Origin of the sequence: Paenibacillus sp. V4I5, assembly GCF_030817255.1 — a bacterium.
Lineage (GTDB): Bacteria > Bacillota > Bacilli > Paenibacillales > NBRC-103111 > Paenibacillus_E.
In genome coordinates, this window is the sequence record NZ_JAUSZB010000002.1 from 435550 (window position 1) to 448545 (window position 12996).

The window sequence follows — 12996 nt, forward strand, 5'->3', positions numbered from 1 at the left end:
AATTACTTCAGTTCTATATCTTATATCGGGCATTTTAATGATTAGGGAATATAGTAGGTCTCGACACAAGGGACTTTAATTATAGTTGAGGTAAAGTTAAAGTTTACTCTGCTAACGGATAACGATAGTTCAACACAAAACGGCAGCCGCGGGGCAGCCGTCATTGCGCTAACGGGCAGGATAACGTAGTTAAGTATAAGTAATTTGTGGTAAGATATTCCCAGTAAATGTCTCTATATGGGTGGAGTGAATAAAGATGCAGAGTAGTTTTGAAAAAGTAAAACAGAAATTATTAGAGGTAGGCATCACTAGTGAAAGTGGTATTCACTCTGGTAATTTAATTATTTCATTTGAGCAGAAATATGGGTTTCACTTGCCTCAAGATTATAAAGAATTTCTTTTGACATATGGGATAATAAACTATAACCATCAAATAAGCTATTCACAATTAACCAACATTCCAAAGCACAATGAACGAGGGAGAATGGGGTATTTTTATAACTTGCAAAATGACAAAAATGATTTAATTACTAATATCGAACGCTATCTAGGGCGAATGCCTGAAAGCATGATACCGTTTGCGGATATTACAGGTGGGGATCAACTTTGCATTGGAGTTACTGAGAATGGATGGGGAAAAATTTACTTTTGGGATCATGACCAAGAACACTTCGACCCCACAGAAGAAGAATTATGGAATAATGTTTACTTAATAGCAAATTCATTCTCGGAGTTTATCCTAAGTTTTCAAATAGAAGAGGATGAAAATCTACCCAAGGATCTTGGTATTGTTAGTGTAAAGACGACACCTGAATTTCTAAAACTGGTTGAAAAGTTCAAAAGTGAAAAACAGTAATCACGCTAATGAAGCAAGCTATTTAGCGTTGGATTAGTCTATGTAGGCTTGACGAATTAAGCTAACGAAGAAACGATAGTGAAATGATAACAACAGGAGCAGGCGCGGAAGCGACCTGCTCTTGTTCGTTGAACGGGCAAAATAGCATGGAAAAGTATCCAGAATTGAAGAGTATGTACATACGTACCCATAAATTTGGATAAAGTAACCATGGGTGATGAAAATGCATATAAAAAGGTTGATTTTATTTCTCCTGGTGTTTGCAGGTTTTCTTTTCTCCTCTGAGATTGCAGAGGCTCTTGACGATTCTGATGTTGCAGTAAAATTCGCACAAGCAGTTTGGAAGAAAGATAATATTTTAGCACAAACGTGTCTGGCTAATGGAGTCAAACTACCTGAAATTAGAGAAAATAGCCCGATAAAGAGTTATCAACTAGTCGCATCCCCAACAAATCATGTAAAGGTTTTGTTGGCAAATTTCTGGGATGAAGAACTAGGTGGTGAACGACTTGCACTTGTTTGGGAACTGACGGTTGAAGACAATAAAATCACAAAAATTAGAACGGTTTTTGATGGTGCAAATCCTTTAATAGATGAAGTAAGGCTTATCAAAAATTACCAAAATTTGTATCAACGAAAAGTATTAGTGCCATCAGAATTTCCGTTCAAAATTACCCATTTTAGTGGAAACATTGAATATGAACATGAGCGACTGGTACTGCGATACCTAAACGAGTCTATAAACGGTTTTCTTCAGATACATATCAAACCTGTAACTTTGGGGTTGGAGAGGTATAAAGGGAAAGACGATCAATTTCATACATTGAAAGATGGAACAAGAGTTCTATATAGAACAAGGTTCGACTTAGGTTATGAAATAAGATTTCAAAAAGAAGGAATGCACTACACTGTGGCAATCGGTAATAAGAAATATTTGAAGAAAAAATTTACAGTTAACGATTTAATTAAAATTGCGGAATCCATGAGATGAAGCGATTAAACTAACGGAAACGATAGTTCCATAACAAAGATCAAGCAGGCTGCCGATTATAAACTCGGTGGCCTGCTGTGCTAACGGGCAGCTTAGTTGAATAGCGTTAAAGGTAATTTGTCATTGGTTCGCGAATAATTGAATATCTTTTATTATTTGTGAAGCAAACCTGTCTTACTACGGCAGTGAATCGCAATTTCTCTTTGAGAGCGGCTATCAAATGGGAACTTGGATCATACTCCGCTTGCTTTTGGACATGTGCGAATCATTTAGAGGAGCAGGCGGGGTAAGGATGATGTTGCAAATTCTACAGATGTATAAAGCAAGAAGAGTACGGATCGGCGGGATTGACAAAGGCGATGGAGTTGATTAAGCAAGCGCGAGAAGGGAAGAAATGCAAAAATAGTTGCATTTCTTCCCTTTTGCTTTCTTTTTTGGCTTTCGCAGGGTTGGCTAAACTTGATAAATTAAAGAGAAGAAGTTTTTTATGAGGCTATACTACTTTTCGCGAGGAGACTTCAGACAGATGATAAAATCAACGATCGATATGTGCATCATCGACGATATTGCAAGTGTGATCGAAGGCATTTCGACCAAGATTGATTGGGAACGTCACAACATTCATGTGTGCGGAACGGGGTTAAACGGCGAACAGGGGCTAAAGCTTGTTGAACAGCATCGCCCCGGTATCATTGTCACCGATATCCGAATGCCGATCATTGACGGACTCGAATTTACCCGACGAGCGAAAGAAATGAATCCTGATAGCAAAATCATACTTCTTACCGGTTATAATGACTTCGAATATGCACAAAAAGCGGTTCAATTGGGTGCTTTTGACTTTATTACAAAGCCGTTCTCTTTGGAGCAAATTGAACAAGCGGTTCTGAAAGCGAAGCGTGCGCTTGATGTGGAGCGGGTGAAGGCGGTTCAAGTGCAATATTTAGAGCAGCGCGTGAAAGACAGCATGCCTGTTTTGCGGCAGGAGTACTTCAATCTGCTGATTCATCATCGGACAAGTGAGGAAAACATAAGAGAGAAATGGGATTTTCTCCAAATTCAAGTAGCGCCGGAGCGGCTAGTCATCATGGTCATGGAGATCGATCAATTTCATGAGAATTTGGGCAAGCTTCCTGTGCACGACGTTGAGTTGATCCGGTTTTCCCTGCAAAATATCGTGGAGGAGACCCTTCAAGTCTATACAAAATGCATTGTATTCCGTGAAACGAATTCGCGCTTTGTGGCGATTTTTAATGCTACTGAAGACTTGGGCGGGACTTCGCTGGCTGAAAAGTGCTGTGAGCATATTGCCCAATATACGAAATTCACCGTTTCGATCGGTGTTGGACAATGCGTAAATGGCATTCATGAGGTGCCGGATTCCTATGGGCAAGCGATTAGCGCATTGTCTTACCATTTTTATACGGGAGGCAACGGCGTGATTGTGTATGGAGACATCGCGTGTTCAGAGCCTCAGTTGCCACGCTATGCGTTAGCGAAAGAGCAAGAGCTGTTTTATGCGTTAAGATCGGGAAATCGCGAGCAAGCCTTGGCGATGTTGGAAGAGCTCTTTGCCGAGCTGATGGGGACAATCCCTTTACCTGAGCCGGAAACGATTGAAAAAACGTTGAATGAGCTTGGCTATATGATGCTCCGCGTGTTCCAGGAAAAGCTGCAGCAAGACGAGCTGTCGGCCATTGAATCGAACGCCAGAGAAATGAGACAGGCGCAGCATGCTTCCTTGAAGGACTTGCAAAGACAGATCAAGGAGCTGGGGGAGGAAGGCTGCCGATTAATCGCAGGTAAGTATTCGACGGAATCAGCGAAGGTCATCGACGAAGCGGTCGCTTACATGCGAAGCAACCTGCATATGAATCTTTCCGTCAATCATTGCGCGAAGCAGGTGCATTTAAGCGGAAGTTACTTTGCTAATTTGTTTAAGCGGCATACCGGAACGACGTTCAATCAGTTTGTTACACAAGAGCGGATGGAGCGGGCGAAAGCGATGCTGCTTGATGATCTGAATGTGCAAGAAATTTCCGATACGCTGGGGTTTGTGGAGCGGAGATATTTCAGCGATGTGTTTAAAAAGCAGGTCGGCATGACCCCTTCCGAATTCAAACAGCATTATTTAGGCAAACCCGTGAGCACTAATCATCAGGGAGAGGTGTCGAGTTCATGAACGAGATCCGCTGGAGCATAGGAAGAGAGAATGCAGAAAAACCGGAGCTCAAGGCGGCAGCCGAAGCGTTGCGACAGGCAGCGAAGGAAGCCGCAGGCTTGCCGATCGAAATTCGAGCTGTCGAGCGGGGGAATTGGGGGCATTACTATTACTGCCCGGAGGACGGAGCCCGGTTGTCATTCGACCCGCAGCGACCGCTTCAGCATCCATGTCCGGTCTGCGGTAAAGTCTGGACCGGCGAGCCCTTCAACGGCGCCTGGGTTTCGCTCCGTCATGCTGGGATCGGCGTTGGTATGAAAAAAGTCGCGTTCGCGAGCCGGATGGACGGACACGAAGCATGGCGAACGCTTGTCCAAGATGTGCTGCTGCAATATGCAGCGCATTATGAATGCTATGAGATCCATGGTGACATCCCCTATAATGGTCCGGGAAAACTTTTTGCCCAGACGCTGGATGAAGCGCATTGGATTATTGATCTCATTTTAGCTTACCGATGTATAGAAGAAGGCATTTCCGAAGAGGATCGAAGAACGATACAGAACAGACTATTTCGGAGCTGCGCAGCCTTTCTCATTGCGCATAAGGAAAACCAATTGCACAATCACGCCGTGTTAATTACATCGGCGATCGCTATGCTGGGCTTTGTGCTGCAGGATGAGAACGTTACGAATGCAGGATTACAGGGCGAGTATGGTCTGCTGGATCAGCTAGAAAGAGGCGTGCTGCCAGATGGCTTCTGGTACGAAGGGGCTTTTACCTATCATTATTATGCCTTTGATTCGATTCTTTACTACAGCATGCTTGTTGAAAATACCAAATGGGATCTGCATCAGCATCCTGCTCTCCGGAGCATGTTTGACTTTCCGCTCGATTTTATTTTACCGGACGGATCGTTTCCGAGATTAAATGATGCAAGCTCCGTCAGCAGTCTGTTTACTTATGCTCCTTACTATGAACTTGCCTATAACTGGTATGGGGACCCTCGCTATTTGGAACTATTACGCTGCGCCTATGGAATCATACAAGAGCCGCTTCTCGCAGGAGAACGGTTTGCCGCTGTTTCTCGCAATTCCCTATTTGCGCTGATGTATGGGTGTGATTTGCAAAAGGATGCGACAGAAACTGGGAAATGGACTTTAGCGTATACGATAGCCGCAAGCTGCTCCTTCTCAGGAAGCGGGTTAACCATGCTAGTCGAAGGTAATGGCGCCTATCTGGTTGTTAAGCACAGCCCTTTTGGCGGTGAGCATGATCATATGGACCGGCTGGGCTTATCTTTTGGGTGCAAGGATACGCCGATTTTCGAGGATATCGGGACGACAGCTTATGGTGTGCCGATGCACTATGCCTGGTACAAGCATACCTACTCGCATAATACAATTTGCTTGGACGGCTGCGATCAGTCGCCGGTTGATGCAACCCGAGTGGCCTTTCAGAAAGAGACTTGGGGAAGCTGGGTTGTCAGTGAAGCGGATTGGCGTCAAAGCGATTATTATTTAAAGGAGAAAACAATCCTGCCGGAGGAAATGTGCCCATGGGACGAAAAGGCTTATCAGGGCGCCGTCATTCGCAGACTGAATCTGCTGCATGAGCAGTACTTGATCGATTTCGTGACCATTCACGTACCGGATGCACGAGAAATCGATTTGATTTATCACGTAAGCGGGAAGCTGAACGAAACAAGTGAATGGCAGCCTGCCAGTGAACCGCTAAGCCGTTTGGATTCCGAGCTTTTTCAGGAAAAGCGGTCGAAACCGCTGCTTTCATCGGAAACGCTGACTTGGACAGTGAAAGCTGGTCCTATGTGCCATTCGATTTGGTGCTCGCATGATGCAGGGCTTTATATGGCGCAAACCCCTGATAACCCGCCGACGAAGCGGCGCACAACTATCGTAGAGCGAATTAAGACGCAGGGAACGGTTGTGATCATCAATGTTTTTGGTTATGGGAAGCAGGTTCAGCAAGACACTCTGAAGCTTGAAGTTGAATCGGGCACTGAGGATTGGAAGTTTTTCATTAGAAACTTCCAATTCTGTCATGAATACACAATTTCAAACGAGTTATCCATCGTTTCAGCCGTACACAGTTGAATTTCCGTACTTTAATCGTGCTTTTTTCTCCTTTCTTTCGTCATGATTTTATGTATGCTGAGGATGAAAACGTTTTCTGTTTTCAATTACACATATAGGGAGGAAAAGGCATGAAATTGCAGAGCAGCACCTTACTGAAAGCTGTGTTGAGTTGTTTGTTGTTCGTGAGCCTCTTGGTGACCTCGGTCGTACCAGTGGGCAAGGCTTATGCGGATGACGAGTATGACGGACTAAGGGAAAAGTGGAGATCCTATCTACTCGGGGGAGCCTACTCGGAATCGGATCCCGATGTCATAACGAAGCTGAATGAACAATCGACCCTTGTGCAATCGACATGGGACAGTATGGAAAAGTCGAGCAGCCGAACGTATTTATGGAGTGATCTCAATGACACCTCGGTCGATAATTTGACGAAATCCAGCTATATGTCGATTACGTACAGCCGATTATATACACTGGCTTTAGGGTATGCGAGGCATGGATCGGCTTACTATCAGAACGCTGCTTTGCTCAGCGATATTATCAGCGGTCTTGATTGGATGTATACGAACAAATATAATGCTTCCGCCTCCATAGTCGGTAATTGGTTCGATTGGGAAGTTAACGTCCCGTTAACATTGAACAATATGACTGTCGTCCTATACACCGAATTAACGACTGCGCAGAAAACGAACTATATGGCAGCGATTAATCAATTCGCACCCGACGCTACCATAACGAACGGAAGCACGGCGACGGGAGCAAACCGGGTGTGGAAAGCGACCGCAGTCGGCATTCGCGGAATGATTGTGAAAGACAGTGCCAAATTGGCTTCTTCGCGTGATGCGCTGACGGATGTCTTTATTTATGTGACGTCGGGCGACGGGTTTTATGCAGACGGTTCGTTCATCCAGCACACGGCTCACCCATATACAGGCGGATATGGTAAATCGCTGCTGGAAACGATCGTCCCTTTTATTTATTTGTTAAATGGCTCGACGTGGGCGGTCGTGACTCCCGCTGCACAAAATTTGTATAACTGGATCTATGATTCGTTTGAACCGCTCATCTATAAGGGAGCCATGATGGATATGTCCCGGGGGAGAGAAATATCCAGACGGGCTTCCCAAGATCATGCACTAGGTGCCAAAGTGATGGCACCGATCCTTCAGATGACGCAATTCGCCCCGGCAGCGGATGCAGCAAGATTGAAAAGTATGGTCAAATACTGGCTGCAGGAGGATACGTACTACAATTTCAATACCAATGCGACCCTTTATCATTTGGGGTTAGCCAAGCAGATCCTCAACGATACATCCATAATTTCGAGAGGGGAATTAATTAAGTATAATCAGTATCCGTCCATGGATCGTGCGGTTCAGCTGCGTCCGGGCTTTGGCTTTGCGCTTAGCATGTCCTCGAGCCGGATATACAACTATGAATCGATTAACTTGGAAAACCTGAAGGGCTGGTACACCGGCGAAGGCATGACCTATTTATATAACAATGATTTGGGGCAGTACAGTGACGAGTATTGGGCCCTCGTGGATAAATACCGGCTGCCGGGAACAACTGTGGACGTCAGAACGCGTGCGGACAGCTCGGGGAGCAATTACAAAAGCGCTAATAATTGGGTCGGCGGCACAAGCGCAGCGAACCAATATGGCGTATCCGGCATGGAGTTAGACGCGTGGAGCAGTACGCTCACAGCTAAAAAATCCTGGTTTATGTTTGACAATGAAGTTGTAGCGCTCGGTTCGGGTATTACAAGCACGGACAATCGCGCGATTGAAACGATTATGGAGAATCGGAAAATCAACGATGCCGGCGACAATGCGCTCACAGTAAACGGCAGTGCGAAATCCTCGGCGCTCGGCTGGTCGGAAATGATGACTGGCGTGAATTGGATGCATCTGGCCGGTCAATCGGCAGGCTCTGATATCGGCTACTTTTTCCCAGGCGGTACGACGATTAAAGGACTTCGTGAAGCGAGAACCGGAGGCTGGGACAGCGTCAATACGTACGCCAAAACGTTGGATACTACGGTGCTCACCAAAAACTTCTTAACGCTTTGGCAGGATCATGGCGCTAACCCGACTAATGGACAATATGCGTATGCGATCTTGCCTAATCAGTCGAGTGCTCAGGTTGCGAGTTATGCGGCCAATCCGGACTTTACGATTTTGGCCAACACGGCCGACGTGCAGGCTGTTCAAGAAACGACGATCGGTGCGGTAGGCGCCAATTTCTGGAGCGATGCGGTTACAACGGTTTCCGTTGACGGCGCCCCGTATTTGACCAGCAACAAGAAGGCTTCGGTCATGGCTGTAGAGAATGGCGGCGAAATTGAGCTGGGCGTTTCGGATCCTACACAAGCCAATACAGGTACGATAGAACTGGAGCTTCATAAGAGCGCAGCCGCCGTTGTCACTGCCGATTCAGGCGTGACGGTTGTTCAGCTTAGCCCTACAATCAAGCTATCTGTACAGGTGAATGGCCAAAAGGGAAAGTCGCTGCACGCAAAGCTAATACTGGGCATAGCTCCGTCGTCCGATGCCTTCGTGCGCAATGGCACCTATGTAGCTAATAACTATGGCTCGAGTGTCCAACTTGAGGTGAAAAATGACATCGCTTCTTATGCACGGGAGGGATTCGTGCAATTTGATCTCTCTGCTTTCTCGGGCTCTGTTGCAAGCGCGAAGGTGAAGTTGACGCCAGTGAATGTCGGCATGGCAGGAATTACGAATGAAGCAGCGGTTGTAAGTGACAGCAGCTGGACGGAAACGCTGCTCACCTGGAACAACAAGCCTGCTTCAAGCGCTGTGATTGGCACCTGGACGCCAGTGCTAAATATACCCATTGAGCTGGATGTGACCTCTCAAGTACAGGGCGCTTTGAGCGGCGATAAAAAACTCTCACTGCGTATTTATGCGCCGACTAATCAGGGGACCCAAGGTTTCGCCTTTTATGGTTCGAAAGAGCAGACTGATCCTGCGAAACGTCCCGTACTTGTCATCGTGCAGCCGATTAGCGTCGCTGCGGCAGCCGACAGCTATGTGCGCAACGGAACCTATGCGGGAGTTAACTACAGCACGGCAACCGGACTCGTGACGAAGAACAGCACATCTGGATTCACACGGGAAAGCTATGTTAAATTTGATGTATCCGCCATCACTGGCACAATCTCCAGCGCTAAAGTCAGGTTGGTGCCGACAGGCGTCGGTTCGTCCTTGACGACGAATCAGGCGGAGCTCGTCAGCGACAACAGCTGGGGAGAATCGACCTTAACGTGGAATAATAAACCGGCTTCTGGCACAATGCTGGGCACTTGGAGCGGGATGGTTGTGGGGGTTCCTGTTGAAATCGATGTCACCAGCCAGGTTCAAACTGCTTTAGCCGGAGATCATCTCATTTCGCTGCGTATTTCTTCACCAACCGACGTGGGCTCTGCCGGGGATATTACGTATGGCTCCCGAGAGAAGTCGGATGCATCGGTACGACCTGTTCTTATTATCCAGCCATAAATTGAACAAGAGCTGATACCGGGAAAACCGATATCAGCTCTTTCCGAATAAAAGTGGATATTCGCCCTTCACAGTAGTTTCTCCACACTGTGTTGCCTGGGAAAACCCGTTAAGATGAGAGTGTAAACAAGATCGCAAGAGACAAAGGGAGGATCACTTATGAACATGAAAAAGTCGCTGACCGTTCTGATGAGCGCCGCTATCATTACGGGATTAACAGCAGGATGCGGTACCAGTTCCGATCAGGGAGCCACGAACACTTCCTCGGCAACGGCAGCCGCCAAGAAAGAAAAAGTAAAATTGACGTACTGGACATATCAACGTCACGATGCGGATTACATTAAATCCAAAATCGAGGCGTTCAATCAAGCGAACAAAGACAGCATTGAAGTGGAAATGACCATGATGGCGGAGAACTATCCGCAATCCGTGGATTTGGCTTTTGCCAGCGATCAAGCACCGGACGTGTTTGTGCCGAACGGCGCACTGGACAACTACACCAAAGGCTATTTCGAGCCGCTCAATAAGTATTTGACAGACGATATGAAAAAGAAATTTACGATCAACGAAGGCGTCAACCAATTCGACGGAAATATCGTGTCGCTTCCAAATGTGGGATCGACAGTACGACTTGTCTATAACGTAGATATGTTTGAAAAAGCCGGCTTGCAGCCGCCGAAAACGTTAGATGAAATGGTGGCCGCAGCGAAAAAAATTACAGAGATCGGCAAGAAGGACGGCATCTACGGCTGGGCGCTTCCTTACAAAAATCCGTCCAGCTCACTTACGCGTTCTCTGCAGCAAATGGTTGAGCTGAACGGCATGCACTCGAGCGGCTTTGATTTTAAAACCGGTAAGTACGATTTCACCGGCTGGAAGCCTGCAGTTGAAGCGCTGCGTCAAATGAAAGCGGATGGCAGCACACTGCCAGGCGCCGAAGCGCTCGATATGGACCCGATGCGTGCACAATTCGCGGAAGGTAAAATCGGCATGTACATGTCCTACTCCGTGGAGCCTGGCGTATACAAAAACCAATTCCCTCCGAAAATCAAATGGGATGCGGTACAAATTCCGACCATCGGCGGCGGAGATCCGAAGGGCGTTATTAACTTCAATGGCGGAACCTGGTTGTCGATAAGCAGCAAATCCAAACATAAAGCGGAAGCTTGGAAGTTCATTCAGTACATGTACGGGGATGACATTATGCGCGGATACCATGAGAACGGCTTCGGATTGGCAACGAACAAACATGTGCTTGAAGGCGCCAAGGTGCCGTCGATCCCGGGAATCCAAAATTTTCTTCCGACGAAATATGATGCAGCATGGCCGCTCCCGCCAAGAGGTGTGAAGCCGCAGGGCAAAACGTGGGCGGAAGATTTTAACGCCTACATTCTTGTCGGCGGCGATCTTGATCAGTTCATTAAAGGTCTGAACCAACGCTACAACGAGGCTTATGACAAAGGGGTAAAAGACGGTTCGATTAAAGCAGTGCAAGCGAATCCGAATTTTGACCCGCGTTCCTTGCAAGGCAAATAAGTAAGCGAAGCGGCGAAGCATGCTGCTGGTGGAGGCGACTTTCTGTGACAAGAAGATGGAGAAGCTACACAGAGGCCTATACGTTTATTTTACCGAGTGCGACCTTAATGGCCGCACTCGGCATTTATCCGATCCTGTGGGCATTACGGTATATGTTTTACGACTATAAAGGATATGGTGCGGCGAAGTTTATCGGGATCGAGAATTTCCAAAGGCTGATGCATGATGAACAGCTGTGGCACGCCGTTAAGAATACGCTCATCTATGGAGCGGGCAAAGTGCTGATTACGCTTCCGGTGGCGCTGCTGCTGGCCGTCATCTTGAATGGGAAGCTTCAAGGACGAAATTTCCTACGGGGCATCTACTTCATGCCGACGATTTTAAGTACAGCCGTCATGTCGACGGTGTTTTATATCATTTTCAATACGTATAACGGGCTCTTAAATCAGATCTTAAAATCGGTCGGACTGCCATCCGTTGAGTGGTTGGGGACAGAGCATGCGTTGCTCACGACCATCCTTATTGCCTTCTGGGGCGGGCTCGGGAATTACATGCTGTTATTTATCGCTGGTTTGCAGGGGATTCCCAAGGATGTCTATGAGAGCGCAGCAATCGATGGCGCGAATGGCTTGCAGAAGCTGGTTTATATTACGATTCCCATGCTCGGCCCTGTGCTAAATATCATTATGATGATTGCTATTATCAGCGCTTTGGAAAGCTACGAGTCGATCATGGTGCTGACTGGCGGCGGACCTGCGGGGAAGACGGAAGTCATGTACTTATATTTGTTTAAGCTGCTGTTCCCTGTATCAACGGGTGAATCGATGACGCAGGAAATTGGGTATGGCTCGGCAGTTGCCTTTATTCTGGCTCTCGTCGTTGGCGCCATTACAGGACTCTATCTCTGGGTATCCAGGAAAATTAACAATATTTACTAACTAATCGTGACAGAACGGAGTTGATCCGGATGATTTCTCGTTTGATATCCAAAACTGCGATGTGGCTGTTCTTGCTCATCATCGCTGTGTTGATCCTATTCCCGGTCGTTATGGCCATTCTAGGCTCATTGAAAAGCAACCACGAGCTGAATGCCGGAACGTCGATCCTGCCTGCGAGCTGGCAGTTTGACAACTATGCGACGACTTGGGTGCAGGCTAAGTTTTCATCCTACGTTGTGAATAGCTTGATTTACAGCTTAGGGGGGACCGTCACCACGCTTATCGTCGTTTCGCTTGCTGCTTATGCGTTTGCCCGTAAAGAATTTCCTGGCAAGAAGCTGATGCTCGGTATTTACACCTCCATGATGTTCATCTCCCTGGGAGCTTTGACGCTTAAACCGCAGTTCGAGCTTATGGTCTCCCTTCATTTGCACAAATCTATTATCGGGATGATCATCATGATGACCGGTGCGGGCGGAAGCTCCTTCTTTATCATGTATGCCTTTATAAAAAGCATTTCAAAAGATCTGGATGAAGCGGCGATGATCGATGGGGCGAGCTTTGCCCATATTTATCGGAAAATCATTCTCCCGCTAACACTTCCAGCAATCGGCATTGTCGGCTTATTCTCCTTCCGCAGTGGGTGGAATTCGTATCTCGTTCCGCTGGTCTTTACCATGTCGCAACCGAAGCTGCAGCCGTTAACGGTCGGACTTGTGAACCTGCGCTACGGCATTGCGGGAGCGATGCAGAGCCACCTCATGCTGGCCGGCGCCTGTATTTCCATGATTCCCATGCTGATTATTTATGTGCTGGCGAATAAAACTTTCATGCAAATGAACGTTGGCGGACTAAAGGGCTAAGAGTTGGCCAGATTTACCAGGGATGTGAAGAAAGCGA

The 12996-nt window shown here is 47.0% G+C and carries 8 protein-coding genes; all 8 read left to right on the plus strand.

The window, feature by feature from the left end; translation table 11 throughout:
- Positions 1–256: 256 nt before the first annotated feature.
- Positions 257–856, plus strand: a complete 600-nt coding sequence (locus tag QFZ78_RS03950) for an SMI1/KNR4 family protein (RefSeq protein ID WP_307545566.1) — start codon at positions 257–259, stop codon at positions 854–856.
- A gap of 223 nt (positions 857–1079) precedes the next feature.
- Positions 1080–1847, plus strand: coding sequence for a hypothetical protein (locus tag QFZ78_RS03955; RefSeq protein WP_307545568.1), 768 nt, complete (start codon positions 1080–1082; stop codon positions 1845–1847).
- A 526-nt stretch (positions 1848–2373) separates the two neighbouring features.
- Entirely contained in the window at positions 2374–4029 is a 1656-nt protein-coding gene (locus QFZ78_RS03960) for a response regulator transcription factor (protein WP_307545570.1), read from the plus strand.
- The gene (locus QFZ78_RS03965) at positions 4026–6119 is read left to right on the plus strand and encodes a heparinase II/III domain-containing protein (protein ID WP_307545572.1); all 2094 of its coding nucleotides are present in this window, start codon (positions 4026–4028) and stop codon (positions 6117–6119) included. Before QFZ78_RS03960 ends, QFZ78_RS03965 begins: the two co-directional genes overlap by 4 nt.
- 110 nt (positions 6120–6229) lie before the next feature.
- Positions 6230–9622 carry a polysaccharide lyase family 8 super-sandwich domain-containing protein gene (locus QFZ78_RS03970; protein WP_307545574.1) on the plus strand — a complete coding sequence of 1131 codons (3393 nt, stop codon included), beginning with the start codon at positions 6230–6232 and terminating at the stop codon, positions 9620–9622.
- 159 nt (positions 9623–9781) lie between these two features.
- Positions 9782–11158: an ABC transporter substrate-binding protein gene (locus tag QFZ78_RS03975; protein WP_307545576.1), complete on the plus strand. Its 1377-nt coding sequence runs from the start codon at positions 9782–9784 to the stop codon at positions 11156–11158.
- Positions 11159–11202: 44 nt separating this feature from the next.
- Entirely contained in the window at positions 11203–12096 is an 894-nt protein-coding gene (locus QFZ78_RS03980; protein ID WP_373460095.1) for a carbohydrate ABC transporter permease, read from the plus strand.
- A gap of 29 nt (positions 12097–12125) precedes the next feature.
- Complete coding sequence (locus QFZ78_RS03985; protein WP_307545578.1) at positions 12126–12959, plus strand: carbohydrate ABC transporter permease; 834 nt, start codon at positions 12126–12128, stop codon at positions 12957–12959.
- Positions 12960–12996: the final 37 nt, after the last annotated feature.

Coding starts and splice junctions, on each gene's coding strand:
- QFZ78_RS03950 (WP_307545566.1), top strand. CDS start 257: ATGCAGAGTAGTTTTGAAAAAGTAAAACAGAAATTATTAGAGGTAGGC.
- QFZ78_RS03955 (WP_307545568.1), top strand. CDS start 1,080: ATGCATATAAAAAGGTTGATTTTATTTCTCCTGGTGTTTGCAGGTTTT.
- QFZ78_RS03960 (WP_307545570.1), top strand. CDS start 2,374: ATGATAAAATCAACGATCGATATGTGCATCATCGACGATATTGCAAGT.
- QFZ78_RS03965 (WP_307545572.1), top strand. CDS start 4,026: ATGAACGAGATCCGCTGGAGCATAGGAAGAGAGAATGCAGAAAAACCG.
- QFZ78_RS03970 (WP_307545574.1), top strand. CDS start 6,230: ATGAAATTGCAGAGCAGCACCTTACTGAAAGCTGTGTTGAGTTGTTTG.
- QFZ78_RS03975 (WP_307545576.1), top strand. CDS start 9,782: ATGAACATGAAAAAGTCGCTGACCGTTCTGATGAGCGCCGCTATCATT.
- QFZ78_RS03985 (WP_307545578.1), top strand. CDS start 12,126: ATGATTTCTCGTTTGATATCCAAAACTGCGATGTGGCTGTTCTTGCTC.